Source organism: Streptomyces parvus (genome assembly GCF_032121415.1).
In the GTDB taxonomy this organism is placed as follows: Bacteria; Actinomycetota; Actinomycetes; order Streptomycetales; family Streptomycetaceae; genus Streptomyces; species Streptomyces globisporus_A.
Map to the genome: position 1 here is coordinate 4,167,720 of NZ_CP135079.1, position 21,367 is coordinate 4,189,086.

Below are 21,367 nucleotides of genomic sequence, written 5' to 3' on the forward strand. Positions count from 1 at the left end.
CTGACGGCCGGGCGGGGGGCGGTGCGCCTCCCAGGGCGCTGAGCTGCACGGAAAGGGCCTACGGCGGTGTCGTCGTCATCGGGGGCAGGGGGCGCGGCACCCGCTCCGCGGGCGTGGACAGCATTTGTTTTGACCCAGCTCCGTGAGGTAGGTACGCTCAAGCCTTGTGCCTGGGGTGTGCCTGGGCTCGTGTGCGTGTCCTCAACCGCAGCGCGAGTCCGTCAGTGGCCACCGCAATCTGCGCCCCTCCTGCCCCCAGGGCGGGAGTCCGCAGTATTCGACACACCCGACCGCGTGGGTCGGCGATGTTCCAGGTTAGTTTCACGAACGGCACACAGAAACCGGAGAAGTAGTGCCTACGATCCAGCAGCTGGTCCGGAAGGGCCGGCAGGACAAGGTCGAGAAGAACAAGACGCCCGCGCTCGAGGGTTCGCCCCAGCGTCGCGGTGTCTGCACGCGTGTGTTCACGACCACCCCGAAGAAGCCGAACTCGGCCCTCCGTAAGGTCGCGCGTGTGCGTCTGACCTCCGGCATCGAGGTCACGGCCTACATCCCGGGTGAGGGACACAACCTGCAGGAGCACTCCATCGTGCTCGTGCGTGGTGGCCGTGTGAAGGACCTGCCGGGTGTTCGTTACAAGATCATCCGCGGCTCGCTTGACACCCAGGGTGTCAAGAACCGCAAGCAGGCCCGCAGCCGCTACGGCGCCAAGAAGGAGAAGTAAGAATGCCTCGTAAGGGCCCCGCCCCGAAGCGCCCGGTCATCATCGACCCGGTCTACAGCTCTCCTCTTGTCACCTCGCTGATCAACAAGATCCTGCTCGACGGCAAGCGTTCCACCGCCGAGCGGATCGTGTACGGCGCCATGGAAGGCCTCCGCGAGAAGACCGGCAACGACCCGGTCATCACGCTGAAGCGCGCGCTTGAGAACGTCAAGCCCTCGCTCGAGGTCAAGTCCCGCCGTGTCGGTGGCGCCACCTACCAGGTGCCGATCGAGGTCAAGCCCGGTCGCGCCTCCACCCTCGCTCTGCGCTGGCTCGTCGGCTACTCCCGCGCCCGCCGCGAGAAGACCATGACCGAGCGCCTCATGAACGAACTGCTCGACGCCTCCAACGGCCTCGGCGCTTCGGTCAAGAAGCGTGAGGACACCCACAAGATGGCCGAGTCCAACAAGGCCTTCGCGCACTACCGCTGGTAGTCGCTACCCCCATCGAGACCGAGAGAAGACTGAGCCTTATGGCCACCACTTCGCTTGACCTGGCCAAGGTCCGCAACATTGGGATCATGGCCCACATCGACGCGGGCAAGACGACCACCACTGAGCGGATCCTCTTCTACACCGGTGTGAGCTACAAGATCGGTGAAGTCCACGACGGCGCTGCCACGATGGACTGGATGGAGCAGGAGCAGGAGCGCGGCATCACGATCACGTCCGCCGCGACGACCTGCCACTGGCCGCTCAACAATGTTGACCACACCATCAACATCATCGACACCCCGGGTCACGTCGACTTCACCGTCGAGGTGGAGCGTTCGCTCCGCGTCCTCGACGGCGCCGTCACCGTGTTCGACGGTGTCGCGGGCGTCGAGCCGCAGTCCGAGACCGTTTGGCGTCAGGCGGACCGCTACGGCGTGCCGCGTATCTGCTTCGTCAACAAGCTCGACCGCACCGGTGCGGACTTCTTCCGCTGCGTCGACATGATCGTGGACCGCCTCGGCGCGACCCCGATCGTCATGCAGCTTCCCATCGGCGCCGAAGCGGACTTCACGGGCGTTGTCGACCTCGTGTCGATGAAGGCCTTCGTGTACCCCGAAGAGGCCGCCAAGGGCGAGATGTACAACATCGTCGAGATCCCGGACAACCTCAAGGAGTCGGCCGCCGAGTGGCGCGGCAAGCTCATCGAGGCCGTGGCCGAGAACGACGACGCCATGATGGAGCTGTACCTGGAGGGCAACGAGCCCAGCCAGGAGCAGCTGCACGAGGCGATCCGCCGCATCACCCTGGCGTCGAAGGGCAGTGCCGACTCCGTCACCGTCACCCCGGTGTTCTGTGGTACCGCGTTCAAGAACAAGGGCGTCCAGCCCCTGCTCGACGCGGTCGTGCGCTACCTGCCTTCCCCCCTGGACGTCGAGGCCATCGAGGGCCACGACGTGAAGGACCCGGAGAAGGTCATCGCGCGCAAGCCCTCGGACGACGAGCCGTTCTCCGGCCTGGCGTTCAAGATCGCGAGCGACCCGCACCTCGGCAAGCTCACCTTCGTCCGGATCTACTCCGGTCGCCTGGAGGCCGGCACCGCGGTGCTGAACTCCGTCAAGGGCAAGAAGGAGCGCATCGGCAAGATCTACCGCATGCACGCGAACAAGCGTGAGGAGATCGCGTCGGTGGGCGCCGGCGACATCATCGCCGTCATGGGTCTCAAGCAGACCACCACCGGTGAGACGCTGTGTGACGACAAGAACCCGGTCATCCTGGAGTCCATGGACTTCCCGGCGCCGGTCATCCAGGTCGCCATCGAGCCCAAGTCCAAGGGTGACCAGGAGAAGCTGGGTGTCGCCATCCAGCGCCTCTCGGAGGAGGACCCCTCCTTCCAGGTGCACTCCGACGAGGAGACCGGCCAGACCATCATCGGTGGTATGGGCGAGCTCCACCTCGAGGTGCTCGTCGACCGCATGAAGCGCGAGTTCCGCGTCGAGGCGAACGTCGGCAAGCCCCAGGTGGCGTACCGCGAGACGATCCGCAAGACCGTCGAGCGCATCGACTACACGCACAAGAAGCAGACTGGTGGTACCGGCCAGTTCGCGAAGGTGCAGATCGCCATCGAGCCCATCGAGGGCGGCGACGCCTCGTATGAGTTCGTCAACAAGGTCACCGGTGGCCGCATCCCCCGGGAGTACATCCCCTCGGTGGACGCGGGTGCCCAGGAAGCCATGCAGTTCGGCATCCTGGCCGGTTACGAGATGGTCGGCGTCCGCGTCACCCTGATCGACGGTGGTTACCACGAGGTCGACTCCTCGGAGCTCGCCTTCAAGATCGCCGGTTCGCAGGCGTTCAAGGAGGGTGCCCGCAAGGCCTCTCCCGTGCTCCTCGAGCCGATGATGGCCGTCGAGGTCACCACGCCCGAGGACTACATGGGCGAAGTGGTCGGCGACCTCAACTCCCGCCGTGGCCAGATCCAGGCCATGGAGGAGCGCAGCGGCGCTCGCGTCGTGAAGGGCCTCGTGCCCCTCTCGGAGATGTTCGGCTATGTCGGAGACCTCCGCAGCAAGACCTCGGGTCGCGCAAGCTACTCGATGCAGTTCGACTCCTACGCCGAGGTTCCGCGGAACGTCGCCGAGGAGATCATCGCGAAGGCCAAGGGCGAGTAACTCTCCCGAGCTCACGCTTTAGGCTTGTCACCGGAGCCCGGTGGGCATGCGGCACAGCGCATCAGCACTGTGCCGTATGCCCCTGGCCCCGGCACCCCAGCAAAGATCACCTGGCGCCGATGAAGCAAGGCGTACAGAACCACTCAGGAGGACCCCAGTGGCGAAGGCAAAGTTCGAGCGGACTAAGCCCCACGTCAACATCGGCACCATCGGTCACATCGACCACGGTAAGACGACCCTCACGGCCGCCATTACCAAGGTGCTGCACGACGCGTACCCGGACCTGAACGAGGCCTCGGCCTTCGACCAGATCGACAAGGCTCCCGAAGAGCGCCAGCGCGGTATCACCATCTCCATCGCGCACGTCGAGTACCAGACGGAGTCGCGTCACTACGCGCACGTCGACTGCCCGGGTCACGCGGACTACATCAAGAACATGATCACGGGTGCCGCGCAGATGGACGGCGCCATCCTCGTGGTCGCCGCCACCGACGGCCCGATGCCGCAGACCAAGGAGCACGTGCTCCTGGCCCGCCAGGTCGGCGTTCCCTACATCGTCGTCGCCCTGAACAAGGCCGACATGGTGGACGACGAGGAGATCCTGGAGCTCGTCGAGCTCGAGGTCCGTGAGCTCCTCTCCGAGTACGAGTTCCCGGGCGACGACGTTCCGGTCGTCAAGGTCTCGGCGCTCAAGGCGCTCGAGGGCGACAAGGAGTGGGGCGAGTCCGTCCTCAACCTGATGAAGGCTGTCGACGAGGCCATCCCGCAGCCCGAGCGTGACGTCGAGAAGCCGTTCCTCATGCCGATCGAGGACGTCTTCACGATCACCGGTCGCGGTACGGTCGTCACCGGCCGCATCGAGCGTGGTGTCCTGAAGGTCAACGAGACCGTCGACATCGTCGGTATCAAGACCGAGAAGACCACCACCACGGTCACCGGCATCGAGATGTTCCGCAAGCTGCTCGACGAGGGCCAGGCCGGTGAGAACGTCGGTCTGCTCCTCCGTGGCATCAAGCGCGAGGACGTCGAGCGCGGCCAGGTCATCATCAAGCCCGGCTCGGTCACCCCGCACACGGAGTTCGAGGCGCAGTCCTACATCCTGTCGAAGGACGAGGGTGGCCGTCACACCCCGTTCTTCAACAACTACCGCCCGCAGTTCTACTTCCGTACCACGGACGTGACCGGCGTTGTGACCCTCCCCGAGGGCACCGAGATGGTCATGCCGGGCGACAACACCCTCATGAGCGTCCAGCTGATCCAGCCGGTCGCCATGGAAGAGGGCCTGAAGTTCGCCATCCGTGAGGGTGGCCGGACCGTGGGCGCCGGCCAGGTCACCAAGATCATCAAGTAGTTCCGGCTGCTTGAGGATCGGGTTGCCCCGGTCGCGCTGAACTGAGCGCACAGCACCAAGCAGGGCCCGTACGGCATCGTGCCGTACGGGCCCTGTGCTGTGGTGCGTGAGTCGTTACGGCGCCTCTTCGAAGGCGCGGCCGACGCCGGCGAACGAGTCGATCACGCTGACGCCCTCCGCGATGGCCTCGACCGCGAAGACGCTGGTGGACGTCGGCGGGTAGCCGATGATGTCGATGGCCCGGCTGACCGACAGCGGGTTCTGCATGTCGACGCCGTCCCAGAGGTACACCGCCCCCCAGTAGCCCTTCTCGGCGTCCGCGAACCAGGTCTTCATCCGCATCCCCCTGAGCGTGGAGAACGCGTCCACCGCGTAGTCACGCAGGTACTCGCGGAGCTCTTCCACCGTGGCCTTGGAGTCCTTCAGGTTCCACAGGACGATACTGACGTACAACGCTCACACCTCCCAGGAGGGCGAGGCCCAGCGCCGCAGACGGTAGGGCGCCCACCAGACGCCGTCGCCGATCCGGACGACCAGGTGGTGCTTCTCGAAGACCTTCATCGCCGTGGCCGGCACCAAGTCGCCTCCCCGGTCGGCCGCCAGTGCCTCGACCGCGGAGACATAGGCTTCGTCGGAGACGGTGAGCCTGCGCAGACCGGCGTTGCGGCGGTCGCGGATCTGCAGGTATCCGGGGCCGCGACGGTAGAAGCACCGGCCGATGTGGTAGCGCGCCCGCCAGATGCGCAGCGCCTCGGAGCCGCGCGGGCCCTCCACGGCCGACGGGGGGAAGAGGTGGCTGTACACCCACCACTCGGGGCCGTCCGGCGTGGTGAGCTGCGCCCTCCAGTCCACTTCCACGCCGTAGCTGGTGAGGTCGCGGATGAAGGAGAGCATGGGGATGACATGCTCGGTCCCCACGCGTCCCCCGAGGTCGACGGTGGGCTCGATCGACACGAACCGTACGCCCGACTGGTAGATCCGGCGGGCCTCGTCCGCGATGTCCGGGCCGAGCACGCCGTCGCCGAGGTGCATCCCCGGCAGGACGCGTACCGAACGGGCCCCGTGGCGCCACATGCTGAACCGCACGTCGGACGCGTTCCCCGGGGGCGCTGTCTCGTTCATCGTCGTCATGACAGCTTCACCTCTCACACTGCTGCGGACTGGGCGGACGCGGCGGGCTGCAGGGCGGGCGCTTCGGCCTCCGGCCGCGCCGCCAGGGACTGGCCCACGCGGATCTGCATGAACCTCTGGTTGCGGTCCCGGGTGACGACGTGGATCAGGCGGCCGTCGTCCGTGAAGAGCAGGCCCAGCTCCATCCACCGGTCGATCACGGAGCTGATGTCGGTGGTCCCGAACCGCTTCGCGCACTCGCGCTGGAGGTAGTCGAGCTTCCTCGGCTGGTCGAGCATCTGGAAGAGCGCGATCTCGACCTCGGTGGTGAGCTGGACCACGTCCCAGTCGAAGCCCGGCCGGGTGTTGGTGAGCGTGATGCCCTCATCGGTCTCGAAGTACGACAGCTGGCTGTACCAGTGCGCGTCGCGCCACTCGTTCATGCGGCTGCGCAGCGTCCACGCCAGGTCGTTCCCGATGCCCTTGTGCGTCGCCTTGAAGATGTAGGCGAGGTCGAACAGTTCCTTCTCGGGAAGGTCGTACGTGAGTCCGTACTGCGGAGCCGCCCACCGCTCGTGGAAGCCGAGCGAGGGGTTCTCGAAGTACGGGGCGAAGCGCTGGACGGCGAGCCGGTCGTCGCCGCCGGCGGGCTCCAGGTGGTGCAGTACGGGGAACTGCTCGATGATCTTCGTGTAGTCCTCGTCGGTCTCGCCGGGGAAGCCGTAGAGGTACGCCCAGGCGACGGTCAGGCCCAGCGACTCGGCGTCCCGGAGCACGCGTACGTTCAGGCAGCCGGAGACGCCCTTGTCCATGAGCTTCAGCACCTTGCTGCTGAGGCTCTCGATGCCGGGCTGGACGCAGACCACCCCGCCGTTCGCGATGATCTCCAGCTGCTCGTACTTCATGTTCGCCTTCATCTCGTACATCAGGCGAAGGTCGAGGTCCGCCTCGGCGAGCCGGGGGAGGAGCGAGTCCAGGTAGGACATGTCCAGGATGTTGTCGACGATCATCACGTCGAGGATCTTGTGGCGTTCGGTGAGCGTCACCAGGTCGTTGAAGAACTGCTCGGGCCGCTTGCTGCGGAACATCATGCTGGCGCCGTTGAGACCGCAGAAGGTGCAGTGGTGCTTCTCGCCCCACCAACAGCCGCGGGAGCTCTCCAGGACCAGGCGCGGCTCCAGCCAGAACCGGGCGTGCGACTTCGCGAACTGCGCGACGTACTCGTCGTAGTGGGGCATGACCATCGCGGCCGGCGGCAGCGGCTTCTTGCTCACGGGGTTGTACTGCGAGGTGGCGCTCTCGTCCCGCCAGCACAGCCCGGGTACGGTCGTGAAGGACGCCTCGTCCTCGTAGAGCGCGCGCAGCAGGCCGGGCCAGGCCAGCTCGCCCTCGCCGCGGACCACGTAGTCGACGAAGTCGAAGTTGCGGTGCAGCGCCTCGCCCATCGACCCTTCGCAGTTGGCGCCGCCGAACACGGTCAGCGTCTGCGGTGCGAGCTCCTTGACGCGCCGGGCCACCGCCATCGACGCGGTCAGCGTCTGGAAGGTGGTCGTGAAGCCGACGACCTCGGGGTTGCCCGCGACGATCCGGCGGGCCAATTCGTCGGTGAATTCCTCGACGTGCTCGTGCAGCCAGAGCGTCGTCTGCATCCGGCGTTCCTCGTTCGTGCCGTGCGCCAGATTCTGCCCGTCGGCATCCGACTGGGGGCCGAACTCCTTCAGGAACTCCGGGACCTTCCACTGCGGGTCGTGATAAAGGGCCGAGGAGAACACCCAGTCCCCGGTTCCGATGTAGCAGCTTTCGAGGTCGTAGTAGCGGTAGTCCTCGTAATTGAATTCAGGGACGCGTTTGGTGATCCAGTCCACGAAGTCGAGGTTTCCGTAGACAACATCGACATCGGCTTCGGGAAACTCTTTGAGAGTGAGGCTCTTGAGGAGTCCGAGAGCGACTGAAGGAAACCCGATCGGGCTCCACGGAACGTTGACGAGCGTGATGCGCATGATTCGCCCCCGCAATTTCTGTCTCTGCTTGACGGTTGCTTCAACGGATTTATGGTGCCTGCATGAGGCGATGGGTGGTGGCACCCTGCTGGGCTGCCATTTCCTGGGCGACGGCGTCGAGTCCCTGCGCCAGCTCTTCGGTAGTTCTTCCTGCTACCTCCTCGTTGGCGCGCGCGAGGATGTAGCAGAAGAGGTATCGTTCGGCCAGCCCGAATCCCATCGTGTGGAGGCAGCTGTACAGAAGACTCGCCTGGATTCGGTACGCCAGGAAGTCCGGGCTCCGGTGCAGCAGGTCCGACATCTCCGCGGACAGTTTCTGCGCGTGGAAGCTGCTGGGCGACATGCCGTCGTCGTGGTTCTCGTTGAAGTCGTCGAGAGTGGGGCCCGAGTGGGTGATGCGGCCCGCCCGGCTCTCCTCGCGCAACGCGGCGAAATGTTTGTGCACGACAGCCGACCAGGACTGTGCCGGCTCCCCGCCGGTCGCGGCGTCCGGGGACGCGGCGCAGCCGCTGATGAGGTCCCGGGCGTGCGGTCCGAGCTTGTCGTAGTAGGCGGCGCAGCGGCGTTCGAAGGCGTCGGGGTCCTTGGCCATCGCGTTCTTCGCACCCTCGTAGTGCGAGCGATAGCTGAGCATCCGCAGGCTGAGCAGTTCGCCGAAGCCGAGGGAGGACACCTGCCGCTGTTCGGACTCCCGCACGGTGGCCGCCGCGTTCGCCACCATCAGCTCCAGTGCCAGCGTGTACGCCCTGGCGGTGTCGTCGCCGATCGCCGACACGCTCCGGACGAGAACGGGCGTCACCGAGCGGTACAGGGCCTTGGCGGCGGCGTCGAACCCGTCCCCGCCGATACCGGAGTTCCACAGCGGTGAAGGGATCGCCTCGAAGGGGACCTCCGTCACGGTGGACGGCAGGCCGCGGGCGTCCGTGACGCGCCGGACACGGTCCCGTGCCGCGTCGGCGCCGGCCGTGTCGGACTGCAGGCTGACCTGGAGGCAGTCGGCGCCGCCGGCGCGGTCCCAGGTGCGCACGGCGTAGTGGTCGCCGGGCCAGGGCGGTCGCCGCGGTCCGAAGAGGTCGGTGAGGAGGCCGCGGATGTTCCGTGACAGCGCCGCGTCACCTCTGTCGAGGGGGATCGTCACGAAGACATGCATGCGTACCTCCATGGATCACGACGCACCTGTCCGGGGGCAGGGACCACTGGGTGTGTCGCTGCCGGCGGGGGCGTACTGCGCGGCCCCCGCCGGCAGCGGTCTCGTCTCCGGGTCAGGAGGACGAGGACGTCGAGCTGCACGCGCAGGCGGTGCCCACGCACGATGCCGCCATGACCTGCGACAGCGTTTCGTTGTCGCGGCCCAGCTCGTCGATCAGATCCGAGATTTCCAGAGCGTTCAGGTCGAGCTCTTCTGAAGAATTCATAGGAGACACTTCCTTCGGTTTTCCAGCTCTCGGATTTTCACGGCCGACGGGTGCATTCAATGAATGAAACCCGTCGGCCGCGATGCAGCCGTTGTCCGGTCAGGACGACGAGGACGAGCACGAGCTGGTCGTACAACCCGTGGTCGTGGTCGACGCCGCCATGGCCTGAGACAGCGTTTCGTCGCTGTAGTTCGAGTCCTCGATGAGGTCCGAGATCTCCAGCGCGTTCAGGTCGAGCGATTCCACTGCGTCCACTTGAAACACCTCCTTTGTGGTTTCTGTTTCAGGTACCCGAGTATCGTACCGAGGAAAATCGAGCTGGGTAGGGGGAAAAAGCAAACGGATCGAAAATTTACGAGTGGAGCCCTACGCTCCGTTCGTGTTCGACGGGTCGCCGGACTGGAGTTCGGAGAGCGCGCGACGGATGACATACGCCAGGAACGCCTCCGCGACCGGCAGAATCCCCAGGCGGTTGTTGGTGGTGTGTATGTAGTTGGCCAGGCAGTGGGCGTACGGAGTTCCTTCCAGCACAAGCTCCGCGACATCGCCGTCCGCGGCTCCGGATTGTGCCTTCCTGGCGGATCTCCACGCCTGTGTATAGATGTCGTAAAAAACGTCGGTGGAGCCGTCGATCCACACGGCCCGGCACAACTCCACCACTTTCATGCGCGTCCTGCCGTAAATCTTCGGCCAGTTCTCGTCGTACCCGGGCGGTACCCATCTGCGCCAGTCCTCTTCGTAATGACCGAGGAAGTCCTGGCTCTGCACCACGTCCAGCCCGGACCCCTTGAGGGACATGGCCATGACGCGCAGGGCCTGCCCCGTCGGCGAGGACGCGAGCTGGCGGTCCGACAGGCCGGCGAGGAGGTCGAGGACCGCGTTCGACGTCGAGCGGAAGAGCTCCTCGGCGATGCGCAGTCCCGTCTCCCCGCCGTACTTCGCCGACTCGGGTGTGTAGACGGCCGGTTCGACGGTGCCCGCCGCCCGGACCTCCTCGGGTTCTGCCCCTTCGAGTTCGGCCAGACCGGGCTGGTGCGAGGACTGCTGCGCGTACTCGGCGCGCTGCTCGGCGTCGAAGGCCGGCATCGCCGCCGCCAGCCTGTCGCGTACCGACTCCACCATCTGCTCCGACGCGTCATGGAGCCGGAACCTGATGTGCGGGCCGCCCTGCCAGTACCGCAGGTACCAGAAGTGGTCCTGCACCCCGGCCTCGTGGACGACCGGACGGATCACGTCCCGCAGGAAGCCGGGCTGCAGCGACATCGGCAGGTAGATGTGGAGCGGCGACCACTCACCGGCTCGGGTGCGTTCAGTCCCTGTAGAGCTCAACGAAAAACTCCTCTGCTGCCGCCGGTCCGGGACCGCCGTACTCGTCGGGTGCCGGGATGCACTCCCGGATGGACACGTAGACGTCGTCCCGGGTCAGCGCGGACTTGGCGAAGCTGCGCACCAGGTACGGGTTGCGGAAGTCGACGTACATGGGCTTGTGGACACTCGCCCGGTGCAGGTGGCTGAAGTCGGCCCAGTCGCGCGGGATCTCCTCGACCAGTCCGGACAGCAGGTTGTACTCGTCCAGGCGCTGTGTCAGCACGAAAACGTGCCGGGGCAGGCCCTGCGCGCGGCGCCACCGGTCGAAGCGGAGCAGTGCCGGGTAGGAGTCCTTGCTCAGCTCGGACAGCTCCGGTATGTCGCGGGCGGGCACCGTCCAGGTGCGCCGGCTCGCGACCACGTCGCCGACCATCAGCCGCGGCGACGAGCCCGGATAGCCCTGGTGTCCCATCGCCCGGCCGATGTCGTCCATCGGCGCGTAGTTGTACCGGATCGTCGGGCTCAGCACCTCGACCAGGTTGTAGAGGACCGGAACCACCACGGGGAGCAGGAAGTTCATCGGCGCCAGGTGGACGCGCTCGTCCCGCTCGGGGTCCCACAGGAGCAGATTGCGGTTCGCGTGGTCGATCCGGATCGCGAGCGTGTCGAGGCTGTAGGCCTTCTGCTCCGGCGCCGTGGGCCAGGTGCCGGGGTAGTTCAGCACCCGGTCGGTGAGGGGCGGGTGCAGATTGAAGTTGAGCCCGGCGACCATGTTGAGGTCCACCTGGCCGGGGAAGGCCTTGCGCAGGTGATCCCGTACGGCGTTCCGCAGCGTCCAGTCCTCGGCGGGGGAGCCCTCGACGAACGACGCGAAGCGGGAGAAGTACACGCCGAATCCGGTCAGGACGCCGTTCACCACGACCTCGGGTGACGGGCCGCCCCCGGCGAACTGCACGCGGAAGGTGATCGAGTCCGGGTCGAGGCAGTCCTCCACACCCGCACACGCCGCCGCTACCGCCTCCGGAGACAGCCGGACCACGCCGTCCTCGGCGACGCACTGCCGGCCCAGCTCGGTCAGGGCGCGGGTGCGCTGTGCCACGAAGTTCGTCGCCTCGGGGGAGCCGTGCCCCCAGAACACCGCGTCCTGCTCGGGTTCCGACAGCTTCACCAGCTGTTCGCAGAAGGCGACGAAGGGAACCGTCTCGCGCTCACCGAACACGGTGGACGCGAAGTGGTACACCCCCAGGCGCTTGGTGTGGCCGTAGTCGAGCAGCGACGACAGCTTCCACAGGCTCTCCAGCGCCGGGACGGCGTCCGTCACGGCCGGCCGGCTCCAGGTGGCGGGCCGGTCCGGGGTCCACAGGTCCTCGTACACCGGCGCCCGGGAGATGTCCGCGGGCGGCGGGTCCATCTCGCAGACCTCCGAGATGTCGGTGAGGGCCTCCCCCGCGGCGCTCAGCAGCAGTCCGCGCTGCTGCACGGGGGCGTCGGACAGCTGCGTCTCCAGCTTCCTGAGGGTGTCGAGATGACCGCTCAGGACGGACACGGGCTCGGTCGTCCCGGCCCGCAGGACCTCGGCGAACCGCTCGGAGTAGTCCGGCGCCTGCTCGTCGAAGCCCGGGCTGACGTACAGCAGCTCGATCCGCATCATGGCCCGCAGGGCCTTCCGGCTGGTCGCGTCGCTGCCGGTCAGCCGGGTCAGCGCGGCCAGCACCTCCGGCACCGTCGCCGTGCCCGAGGACAGCACGTTCAGCAGGCAGTCGACGACCTTGTCGCGCTTGAGCCGCACGATCGACTCCGAGAGGCCGTGCTCGGAGGAATCGGGGATGAGGCCGATGAACTCGATCCTGTTCTCGTCCACGCGCAGCGACGAGTTCAGCAGCACCTTGCACAGGTCGATGCCGCCCTCGACCCGCCGCACCCCGGCGGCCAGCCAGTTCACCAGCACCCGGTTCAGCGTTGCGGTCGAGTGCGTACGGGACTCGGCCACGGCGCCCGCGGCCTGCGGCAGGTCGGGCGGGAAGGCCCCCACCTCGGTGAACCGGCCGAACGGAGACGGTTTCAGCGCGGCGCGGTAGGCGAAGTTGACCAGCGACGATTCGAGGACCCGGGCCCGGCTCGGCTTGACCTGGCCCATCTCGCCGGAGGTGTACCGGCGCAGGCTCTCGTACAGCTGGTCACCGGAGAGCTGGATGCTCCGGGCCATCGAGTCGTGGTCGAGGACCCGGGCGAAACCGTCGCGGGCGACGCGCATCCTGTCCTCGAACGCGGCCTGCGCCTCTTCCTCGCTCCGCCGCACCCGCCCTACGAGGTCGAGCCACTCCTGTACCGCGGCGAGCGTGTCCGCGTCGAGGTGCGGCTTGGCGAGGTCGAGCCGCCGGGCCGCCGGCTCCGCGCGCCGGTTGAAGACGTCACGGCGCAGCCGCACCAGCTCGGCCCGCGCGGACGCGTCCACCCGCGGGACGAGTGCGGCCAGCAGCTCGGATACCTCGCCCGCCCGCCGCGCGCACTCCTCCTCCAGCAGGCGGCTCTCCTCGATACGGGCCCAGGGCCCGTCGAATCGCAGGTCCTCCAGCTCGGCCACGGGCAACCGGCTTCGCCGGAACACCACATAGGGACTGACCCGCGCGGTGGGGTTCAGTGCAGACTCATCCGATCGCACGAAAGGTACTCCTCGTCTCACCAGCGGGCTAGGCAAAGGGGTGGGGCGGAACGCTCGCCGGAGTCATGTCGTCGGGCAGGAGAGAGGCACAGGGCAGCGACCCGTCGTGGAGCCGCGGCAGCCCTTCGAGCCGACGGGTGCCGTGCCCGAACGTCATGGGTACGCAGCCGGGCACGAAGCTCCGCGTGCAGACCAGACCGCGCCAGCGCAGCTCGGGCGTGGTGACGTCGGCCGCGTACGCATGCGCGCCGGTGGCCTCGATCCGCGCCCGCACATGGTCGAGGTCCTTGTCGAGGGTGCCGAACGCCGGTGCCGAGGCGGCCAGTTCCGTCAGGGAGAGCTCGGGCCTGTCGGGCGTGTCCAGGAACGCGTACCACTCCCGTGACGAGGGCAGCGCGCCCAGCAGGCTGTGGTCGTCCATCTCGACCAGCGTGTCGAAGTCCTCCGCGAGCCGCTCCCGGTGCGCCGGGTCCTTGTCGAACACATGCCGCAGGGACGCCACGCGGGCGGACACTTCGAAGATCGCCGACTCGGCCGCGGCCCGCGGGTACAGGCTGGTCGCGGTCGACACGAGGGTGCAGGGGCCCGTCTCCGCGTCGCGCTGGGCGAGCGCCAGCACCACGGGCACGTCGATGTCCTGGGTGGCCCAGAAGAGACGCACCCTGAACCCCGTCACCACCTCGACGCGGTCCATCAGGCTCTTCAGGTGGCTGTCGCCCGGCCCCAGGACCAGCTCGGGCAGCAGCAGCTTGCGGTACCAGGTGAGCAGGAACGCGTCCCGCTCCACGATCTCGAACAGCCCGTGCAGCGTGGCTTCCTCGTGGCTCTGGCCCAGCGCGAAACCGTTCGACGTGTCGTAGAAGAACGGCTGTCGGGCCCCGATGCGGCGCACCCACGACAGCGCGACCTCGGGGAGGTACCGGGCGGGCCCGTCGCCGAGCGGCGTGAGCGGGACCCACTCCACCCTCTCGTCCGGTTCCAGGGGGGCCCAGAGGAAGCCCTCGCGCGCGTACTGCTCGGGCGAGTGCTGTCCCAGGGTGCGCGGATCGAGGCCCTGTTCGCCCAGTTCCGCGAGCGTGGCCTCCACGGTGCCCTGGACCCGCTGGTGACAGAACCCGGCGTGCCGCTCCAGCCCTTCGAGCACCGCGGTCGTCCGGCTCTTGTTGAAGCTCAGGCTGCGTCCGATGCCGGGTTCCAGCATGCCGTTGCCCAGCGGGAGGCCCACCTGGGCCTGGGGCAGTGGGCCGTCCAGGTCGAAGAGCGGCTCCCGGAACATGGAGTGCGGTCCCAGGTAGTCGGCCGTGAGGGTCGTCGGCAGCGGACGCCGGGCCCGCAGCGACCCTTCGGACTTCTCCAGCAGCTCGGGCACGGCCCCGAAGTCGATCGTCGTCGTCGCCGTGGCGGTGCGCACCGGGCAGCCCGTCCGCGGGGGTACGTTTCCCCGCCGCACCGCGCCGCTCGCCCGGTCGATCGTGGCGAGCGCGCCACCGGGGGAGGGCGCCCGCAGGAGCAGTACGGCGAGCCGGGTGACGGCGGCGCGCAGCGCCGGGCCGAGCTGTTGCCAGAACGCGTCGCCGTGTGCGGCTCCGGGTCCCCCGCCGGCCGCGGACATCGCCTCGTACGGCAGCTGGGCGGAGTCCACGCTCCTGCTGAGGAACCACGCCAGGCACTGCGGGCAGCCGCCGTCGCCCGCGTGTGCCAGGTCGTGGACCAGGACGTGCACGCTTCCGCACCACTGCAGTACGGCCAGGCCGCGTCCCGAACCGTTCCCTGCCGTGTGCACCCGGACGGGGGCCGTCAGCGGGCCGAGGAGCACTTCCGCCGGCGGCGGGGTGCCGGGGGCGGCGGAGAGGGCGGAGACGAAGTCGGCCGCACGGGGGCCCATCAGCCCGGTGGCCGGCGGGGCGGTCTGCGGTCGGGCGCTCATCGGACCTCCACCAGTCGGGCCTTGCCTTGTGCGAACGGAACGGTGTGCGCCGTGACCTCGGTGTACGTGGGCCGGTCGAGGTGCTGCCACACCTGCGGCCAGGTGCGGAAGTGCGGGTTGAGCAAAACCGCGGCGTCCTCGTCGTTGACCAGCCCGAGCAGCGCCATGGAGACCGCTTCGGCGTAGCAGGCTCCCGCGCCCCGCACCTCCGGGCGGCCGCCGGTACGGCCGGTGACCCGGTGGACGCCGTCCTCCAGCCGGGCGCCGGTCCACTCCCACACCTCTGTGCCGAGGGTGACGGCCCGCCGGATGTACCGGCCGTATCCGGCGCACTCGTCGTGGCCGAGGTCGTCCTCGGTCAGGGGCGTCCACGTGATCGTGTCCGCGGGCCGGGCCAGCGAACGCTTCAGCAGGGCGCGGTAGAGCGCTTCGTTCAGCGACCAGCCGGCGGCTGCCCCGGGGGGCGCGTACCCCTCCAGCGTGTTCAGCGCCGCCTGGTAGATCGCCTCGCGGGACGACAGCGTGGCGGTGGTCAGTTCGTGGACCCGGCAGGCACCGGCGAGCCCGACGAGGGAGGTGCTCCGGGCCCGCCCGAAGGGGACCTGGGGGAGGTCGCCACCGTCCAGATACCGGAAGGGGCCGATGAACTCGTCGGTCCACCCGCGCAGCGTGTCGATGATCCGCTCATGCACGTCGTCCAGGCGGCTGTCGTCCTCGGGGCTGACGATGTTCCTGCGGACCAGTACCTCGCCCGGGTCGTCGCCGACGGCGTCGGTGTCCGGCGGCGGCACCGCGCGTCGGCAGCGGCATCCCGCGGCGGCCCATGCCGGATGCGTCTGTACCGTCGGTACGTCCGTGGTCAGCGGCATGGACACGGCGGCGGCCGCCTCCGGGCGTCCGCCGAGTCCGGCGCCGCGCAGGTGGACCGCGTGGATCAGCGCAGCGGCGGCGGCGTCGTCCACCGCGAGGGAGGCGGGGCCGGCGGGCGCGGCAGCGGCCGGGGACGACGGGCCGGGGGACGGCGCCTGCGTACGGCCGTACCCGCACAGGCACTCCCAGCAGCCCGTCGTGCTCGCGTCGGACCACAGGATCCAGCGGCGTCCGTGCACTTCGCCCACGATGCCGTGCGGAACCCCGCGTTCGAGCAGTGCGTCCTGCAGGCGCAGAGTGTGCTCGTACGGGAGCCCGTCCGCGTCGATGACCACCAGTCCGGCGTTCTCCCACCGGGGCGCCGCCCCTGTCCCCTCGGCCGAGACCGGGTGGAACTCGGTCTCCAGGCCGCAGAGCGGCACCTCCTCCAGCAGGCGGCGCAGCCGGTCGAGCCACGCGGGGCGGCCGTGGAGGTGCAGGGAGGTGGCACGGAGGCGGTCCAGCGCGCGCACCGGTTGGTCCGTCAACTGCGAGAGGTACGGGATCAGCCACTGCGACGCGGCTCCCCTGGCGTCGGTCTGCTGTGACAGCGGTGCGTCCAGCACGGTCACGCACCGGCGCGCCACGAGGGCGTCCAGGATGCGCGCGACCGCCGGCCGTGACCGGGCCGGGAACTCCTCCAGCAGTTCGTGGTCGGTACGGCTGCCGTCCGACCGGCTCAGCAGCGCCGAGACGACCTGGTGGGCGGACCCGCCCTTCACGGTGAACGAGGACGTGGCGACGCCGACCCACGCGCCGTGCTTGGTCCGCAGCGTCGAGACGTCGGGCCGGGTGAGAAGGATCCGCCCGGCCGGCGTGAGACCCCCAGAGGACATCGATTCACTCACTTTCGAAACCCGGCGCTCAGGAAGCGGGGTGGGCGTAGGTCGCGGACAGCAGGGGCTGTCTCGTCACACCGTCGCTCTGGATCAGGTTCCGGACGGCCGCGCCGATGAAGCCGCCGAAGACGGTGCCGGCGAGCCCGTCGGACTGGCAGCGCAGATGGAAGTCGTAGAGGGCCATCGAGGCACGCACCGCGCTGAGGCGGAAGCCGTGCGACCCCGCCCACGCGTCGGCGGAGTCGAGGTTGGCGCAGACGGTGACGATCCCGGCCCCGTCCGCGAACTCCCTTTGAATGCCCAGGAGTTGAGGGTCGCCGACGTCAGAGGCCGGGGCGATGAACGAGATGTCCCGCGCGGTGACGCGGTAGACCCCGGCCGGGCGGCCCTCGCTGCGCAGCGCGAAGACGAACGCCTCCAGCGGGCCGCAGGCGTCGTCGAGCCCCCAGTCACCGGCGTCGCGCTCCAGCGCCTCGCGCGTCCACCGCAGGATCAGGTCCGTGCGTACGGGCGCCTCTCCGTACTGAAGGGAGGACCGACGCGCCTGGAGGGTGTCGTGCAGGTCCAGGGTGCGGCCGGACTCCGTCGTCCCCGCCTCCGCATCGACGGGCACGGCGTCCGCGAACGGCAGCAGCGACCGCTCCGCCGCCAGGCCGTCGCCGCAGCGGGCCCGGTCGGCGAAGGTCTCCAGCAGGGGCTCCATCATGGAAGGGTCGGTGCGCACGGTTCAGCCCACCTCCATGACGGCGGTGATCGGTTCTTCGGTGGGGGAGAGGCCCAGGTACTCGCTCAGGGCCCGGTCGTCCCAGTCCGTGACGAGGGAGCGGGGCAGGTTCAGCCGGTCGGCGACCTTCCGGGCGGCCGCCAGGGCGACGCCGCCGTCACAGAAGGAGATGCGGAGCCCGAACGTGCCGTACTTGGAGCCCATCTTCGGCAGGTTGGCGGTGACGACCAGCAGCAGCGGCTCATCACCCGGCAGCGCCTCGTCGGTCAGCCGGGCGAGGTCGTGGTCCCCCTCGCGGTACGCGTACCCGCCCACGGGCAGTACGGACTCGTCGCGGCTCACCACATAGGCCGTGGCCGAACCGATGTTGCCGCCGGCCGCCGTCCACCGCTGCACCCAGCCGTCGGACCGCCGGCGGATACCGAAGGCGACCGCGAGCATCAGGGCGAGGTCGGCGCGCCCGCACTCGGCCGGATCCGCAGTCGGCGACGGTGTCCCCGCCAGCCGCGACACGTCGGCGGCGGGCAGCGGCACCCGCGGGCAGCTGGGCCAGTCGCGGAACTGCCACTGGAGGTTCATGTTCTTCGAGTGGAAGTGGGCCAGGTGCCCGTTGGTGTCGAGGAAGGTGCGCACCGGAAGGGCGATCGACGCCTCGTAGACCGCGGAGGCGGGCGGCGTGGTCGCCGTGGGGCCCTTGCTGAACGAGCAGGTGGGGCACCCGGGGCGGGTGGTGCTGGGGCGGTAGCGGGTCGCCAGGGTGGTCAGATCGACGATGCCGGCGTCGAGCGGCAGACAGGTCCGGATCGAACGGGAGGAGAGGGCGAGCACATGGTGGGCGGCCATGCCCGCGACCAGGTCGTGCGCCTGGTCGGGCGGGCCGTCCGGCGGCGCGTCCCCCTCGTCCGCGACGCCGCACTCCAGGCAGGGGGTGAACGCCGGGTCCACGTACGGGCCCAGGGTCATCGACGTGTCGTCGACGCGTATGCGCAGCAGGGGCCTTCGTTCCAGCCAACATCGGCGCCACAGAGCGGTGCGTTCGGGGAGGGAGTCGCGGGTCTCGAAGAAGAGGACGAGGCAGTTGCCGTCGACCGGCAGCTCGTCGAGGTCGCCGGCCACCTCGCAGACGCCGTCCAGGCAGTCCGCCGTGGCCTTCGCCAGGGTTTTGTCGCCCGCCAGGTGCACAGTCGTACGGCCCAGACGGGCCGCGGCGTCGGTCCAGGACGGGTTCACCCCGGTGGAGTTGCCGAGCCGGGACAGAAGGCAGGCCAGCTCGGGCGTGACCGCCGCGGCCGTCTCGTTCCCGCCGCCTTCCTCCAGGGCGCCCGACGCCCAGAGCAGGGCGAGCGACTTGAGGACGGTCCCCTCGGAGAGCCCCGTCCTGGCGGCGATACCGGGCAGGGTGGTGGCGCCGTCGCAGGCTTCGACCAGCCGGCCGAGGTCCTCGCGCGCGAACCTGCCGGTGAAGGCCTGCCGCTTGTCGGCCCCGTCGAGCATCAAGGACTCTCCGGCACTGCGCAGCCGGACACCTCTGCGCAGAACGGGCCGTTGTGGGACCGCGATCTGTTTGTCCCGGCCTGCGGCCCGTCCCAGGGCCTCTGCCTTCAGCTCCACACCCATCGATCGTGTCCCTTCCCCCATGGTGATGACGTGATGAAACGGCTCAGACGAGGCGTGCCAGTGCGTCGGCCCCCTCCCGTCGGCCGCCCCATCGGGCGCCGCACCGGGTACATCGGTCCACGGCCACGGTCACCGCGGTCGCCACCGTCCCCGCGACCAGGTCGAAGGTCCGGACCGTCGCCCCGAGTCCGGCGGGGCCCGTACGCAGCTCGGCCGTGGCGAGGTTCAGCAGGCCGTGCGCGATGGCGAGGTGCATCGGGCCGAAACCTTCGGGCAGGCCCCGGGTCGCCGCGCCCAGGTCACCGGTGCGCGCGGGGTCCTGGTGCTGTTCGGCGCGGCGCAGATGGCAGGAGTAGCAGGCCGTGGCCCCGGGGATCACGGCCGGACCGCAGACGATCCTGGTCGGGAGCAGTTCGACGCCGACGGTCGGGATGGACCGCTCGAACCCGAGCCGGTCGAGCTCGTCACGCAGCTTCTCGTCCTTGCCGGAGTGCACGGCGACGATCATCGAGGCGCTCGACAGCCGGGCGTCGTCCGGGAGCCGGCTGCCGGTCACCCGGCTCCAGGACGCGGGCCGGTAGGCCCGCGCGTACTGTTCGCCGAAGGTGTCCCTTACCAGGTACAGACAGTCCGCGAGAGTTTGGGACACCTGCTCCTCCTGTACGCCGGCTACGCGGCCGGCTGCGGTTCCGGATTCAGTGACTGTTCCGAGCTGCTCTCGTACCCCATCGCCGTCGGCGCGTCGTAGAGCCGGGGGGTGCCGAGGTAGCGCTCGCTGTGGATGAACGACAGCGGCATGGCTTCGGGCACCAGCACCTTGACGGCGTGCATCCCCACCTGGCGTGCCTCGTCCGTGGTGATGTCCACGACGAGTGTTTCCGCGCCGCGCGCGGCCAGTCGGGACACGGCGGTCGCCAGCGGGTCGGTCTCGGCCGACAGATCGGGCAGTTCGCCGAGGGACCGCCGCTCGCGCTCGCCCTCCAGCAGATGCGCGAAGACGTGCCGCCGCTCCGCCGACGCGTTGTACGCCGCCGAGCCGACGACGCTGACCTTCCCGTCCTCGGGCCGCTGCGCCGGACCGGTGGCCAGACCGGCGCGCAGCGCCACCCGTACCGAGGCCAGCTCGCGGTGGAGCTTGCCCACGGCGCGCTCCGGATCGATGTCGCACGTCGCGCCGACGATCTGCGCGAGCTGTTCCTCGTGGGGCGACAGCTGGACGGCGTACACCACGGGGATACCGAAGTCCGTCGTCGCGTCGAAGAGCCGGACTTCCAGGTGGCGTCGGGCGCCCGCCGTGTGGCAGGCGCGTGCGGAGGGCTCCAGCAGCTCCGGGTCGACCTCGATCTGCGGCAGCCGCAGGCGTTGGAGCCAGGCGAGGGTCAGCGCGTCCCTCTCCACGACCTCCAGCAGCCCGCCGAGCACCGCGCTGCGGAGGTCGGAGTGGACGGCCGCGCCGGTGGTGATGCCTCGGGTGAAGCGTTCCGACGGCGACTGCGGTGTCATGTGCAGGTAGACCGCGATGGCCGGTACGAGGACGGCGCGGCGCCGGGTCAGCGACCAGGCCCGTACCCATCTGATCGGGACGGCCGGGTCGTACGGTACGAGGCCGCAGTCGTCCTGGGCGAACTCGTTCGCCGAGCACACGGGCCACCTCGTGGGCGACACGCAGTCCTGGTCGAGGTCGTTCTCGGCGGCGGTGAGGAGGTCGGTGTCGTGCCAGGAGCAGATCGAGTACCGCTCCAGGGCCTCGGCGATCGAGATGAGCCGGGCCCGCTCCCCTGTCAGATCGCTGCCGGCGCCGTCGAGATTGCCGGTGTCGCCGCTGCCGCTCCAGCTCCGCATCCCCTGCAGAACTTTTGAGAGATCACCGATTCGGGAAACGCGGACGGCGAAGCGTGGATCGCCATCGGCCACAGGTAATGCGGTCGTACGGGATACGAGGCCGTATGGGGACACCAAGGACGCTATCCGCTGCAATTCGGTCTTCACGGTATCCACAGACTCTTCCCCCAAAGTTGTGGTAATCCCGGGCTCATCGCTGGCCGCCGACGTCGATCGTTGCTGAAGGAATCTAGCCTGTCAAGGGGTGATCGACTGCCGGGGCAATTCGGTGACCGGGGGTAATTACCGCAGCTCAGCG

General features: G+C 68.9%; 18 protein-coding genes. 4 read left to right on the top strand and 14 right to left on the bottom strand.

The window, feature by feature from the left end; genetic code table 11:
• Positions 1–352: 352 nt before the first annotated feature.
• The 4 genes from rpsL (at position 353) to tuf (ending at position 4,716) form a co-directional block, all read left to right on the top strand.
• Positions 353–724, top strand: coding sequence for a 30S ribosomal protein S12 (rpsL, locus tag RNL97_RS19905; protein ID WP_003948652.1), 372 nt, complete (start codon positions 353–355; stop codon positions 722–724).
• A gap of 2 nt (positions 725–726) precedes the next feature.
• Entirely contained in the window at positions 727–1,197 is a 471-nt protein-coding gene (rpsG, locus tag RNL97_RS19910) for a 30S ribosomal protein S7 (RefSeq protein ID WP_003966970.1), read from the top strand.
• Positions 1,198–1,235: 38 nt separating this feature from the next.
• Positions 1,236–3,365 carry an elongation factor G gene (fusA, locus tag RNL97_RS19915; protein ID WP_030578107.1) on the top strand — a complete coding sequence of 710 codons (2,130 nt, stop codon included), beginning with the start codon at positions 1,236–1,238 and terminating at the stop codon, positions 3,363–3,365.
• A gap of 157 nt (positions 3,366–3,522) precedes the next feature.
• A complete protein-coding gene (tuf, locus tag RNL97_RS19920) occupies positions 3,523–4,716 on the top strand; it encodes an elongation factor Tu (protein WP_030578104.1) in 1,194 nt (397 codons plus the stop codon).
• A gap of 114 nt (positions 4,717–4,830) precedes the next feature.
• On the opposite strand, the gene RNL97_RS19925 is transcribed toward tuf, so the two are convergent.
• The 14 genes from RNL97_RS19925 to RNL97_RS19990 form a co-directional block, all read right to left on the bottom strand.
• Positions 4,831–5,169, bottom strand: a complete 339-nt coding sequence (locus RNL97_RS19925; protein ID WP_030578101.1) for a hypothetical protein — start codon at positions 5,167–5,169, stop codon at positions 4,831–4,833.
• A 3-nt stretch (positions 5,170–5,172) separates the two neighbouring features.
• On the bottom strand, positions 5,173–5,847 hold the full coding sequence (locus tag RNL97_RS19930) for a DUF5825 family protein (protein WP_234313352.1): 675 nt from the start codon (positions 5,845–5,847) through the stop codon (positions 5,173–5,175).
• A gap of 14 nt (positions 5,848–5,861) precedes the next feature.
• Positions 5,862–7,826: a RiPP maturation radical SAM C-methyltransferase gene (locus tag RNL97_RS19935; protein ID WP_030578095.1), complete on the bottom strand. Its 1,965-nt coding sequence runs from the start codon at positions 7,824–7,826 to the stop codon at positions 5,862–5,864.
• A 49-nt stretch (positions 7,827–7,875) separates the two neighbouring features.
• The gene (locus RNL97_RS19940; RefSeq protein WP_030578091.1) at positions 7,876–8,976 is read right to left on the bottom strand and encodes a hypothetical protein; all 1,101 of its coding nucleotides are present in this window, start codon (positions 8,974–8,976) and stop codon (positions 7,876–7,878) included.
• Positions 8,977–9,088: 112 nt separating this feature from the next.
• Positions 9,089–9,241 (bottom strand): thiocillin/thiostrepton family thiazolyl peptide, encoded by a 153-nt coding sequence (locus tag RNL97_RS19945; protein ID WP_078651956.1) that lies wholly within the window; start codon positions 9,239–9,241, stop codon positions 9,089–9,091.
• Positions 9,242–9,340: 99 nt separating this feature from the next.
• Entirely contained in the window at positions 9,341–9,496 is a 156-nt protein-coding gene (locus RNL97_RS19950) for a thiocillin/thiostrepton family thiazolyl peptide (protein WP_078651955.1), read from the bottom strand.
• Positions 9,497–9,607: 111 nt separating this feature from the next.
• Positions 9,608–10,570, bottom strand: a complete 963-nt coding sequence (locus RNL97_RS19955; RefSeq protein WP_279343923.1) for a lantibiotic dehydratase C-terminal domain-containing protein — start codon at positions 10,568–10,570, stop codon at positions 9,608–9,610.
• On the bottom strand, positions 10,551–13,133 hold the full coding sequence (locus RNL97_RS19960) for a lantibiotic dehydratase (protein ID WP_313751007.1): 2,583 nt from the start codon (positions 13,131–13,133) through the stop codon (positions 10,551–10,553). Before RNL97_RS19960 ends, RNL97_RS19955 begins: the two co-directional genes overlap by 20 nt.
• Positions 13,134–13,239: 106 nt before the next feature.
• A complete protein-coding gene (locus RNL97_RS19965) occupies positions 13,240–15,138 on the bottom strand; it encodes a YcaO-like family protein (protein ID WP_313751008.1) in 1,899 nt (632 codons plus the stop codon).
• The gene (locus RNL97_RS19970; RefSeq protein ID WP_032764973.1) at positions 15,135–16,883 is read right to left on the bottom strand and encodes a hypothetical protein; all 1,749 of its coding nucleotides are present in this window, start codon (positions 16,881–16,883) and stop codon (positions 15,135–15,137) included. Before RNL97_RS19970 ends, RNL97_RS19965 begins: the two co-directional genes overlap by 4 nt.
• A gap of 28 nt (positions 16,884–16,911) precedes the next feature.
• Positions 16,912–17,610 carry a tpaF gene (locus RNL97_RS19975; RefSeq protein ID WP_030578078.1) on the bottom strand — a complete coding sequence of 233 codons (699 nt, stop codon included), beginning with the start codon at positions 17,608–17,610 and terminating at the stop codon, positions 16,912–16,914.
• Positions 17,611–17,613: 3 nt separating this feature from the next.
• Positions 17,614–19,227: a tpaE gene (locus tag RNL97_RS19980; protein ID WP_030578075.1), complete on the bottom strand. Its 1,614-nt coding sequence runs from the start codon at positions 19,225–19,227 to the stop codon at positions 17,614–17,616.
• Between the two features lie 43 nt (positions 19,228–19,270).
• Positions 19,271–19,876: a hypothetical protein gene (locus RNL97_RS19985; RefSeq protein WP_030578072.1), complete on the bottom strand. Its 606-nt coding sequence runs from the start codon at positions 19,874–19,876 to the stop codon at positions 19,271–19,273.
• A 20-nt stretch (positions 19,877–19,896) separates the two neighbouring features.
• Complete coding sequence (locus tag RNL97_RS19990) at positions 19,897–21,069, bottom strand: YcaO-like family protein (RefSeq protein ID WP_243314811.1); 1,173 nt, start codon at positions 21,067–21,069, stop codon at positions 19,897–19,899.
• Positions 21,070–21,367: the final 298 nt, after the last annotated feature.

Bases quoted from the DNA above. Each gene is read 5' to 3' on its own strand.
- RNL97_RS19990 (WP_243314811.1), bottom strand. From the start codon at position 21,069: ATGCGGAGCTGGAGCGGCAGCGGCGACACCGGCAATCTCGACGGCGCC.
- rpsG (WP_003966970.1), top strand. From the start codon at position 727: ATGCCTCGTAAGGGCCCCGCCCCGAAGCGCCCGGTCATCATCGACCCG.
- RNL97_RS19970 (WP_032764973.1), bottom strand. From the start codon at position 16,883: ATGTCCTCTGGGGGTCTCACGCCGGCCGGGCGGATCCTTCTCACCCGG.
- RNL97_RS19935 (WP_030578095.1), bottom strand. From the start codon at position 7,826: ATGCGCATCACGCTCGTCAACGTTCCGTGGAGCCCGATCGGGTTTCCT.
- RNL97_RS19945 (WP_078651956.1), bottom strand. From the start codon at position 9,241: ATGAATTCTTCAGAAGAGCTCGACCTGAACGCTCTGGAAATCTCGGAT.
- RNL97_RS19965 (WP_313751008.1), bottom strand. From the start codon at position 15,138: ATGAGCGCCCGACCGCAGACCGCCCCGCCGGCCACCGGGCTGATGGGC.
- fusA (WP_030578107.1), top strand. From the start codon at position 1,236: ATGGCCACCACTTCGCTTGACCTGGCCAAGGTCCGCAACATTGGGATC.
- RNL97_RS19980 (WP_030578075.1), bottom strand. From the start codon at position 19,227: ATGGGTGTGGAGCTGAAGGCAGAGGCCCTGGGACGGGCCGCAGGCCGG.
- RNL97_RS19940 (WP_030578091.1), bottom strand. From the start codon at position 8,976: ATGCATGTCTTCGTGACGATCCCCCTCGACAGAGGTGACGCGGCGCTG.
- RNL97_RS19930 (WP_234313352.1), bottom strand. From the start codon at position 5,847: ATGACGACGATGAACGAGACAGCGCCCCCGGGGAACGCGTCCGACGTG.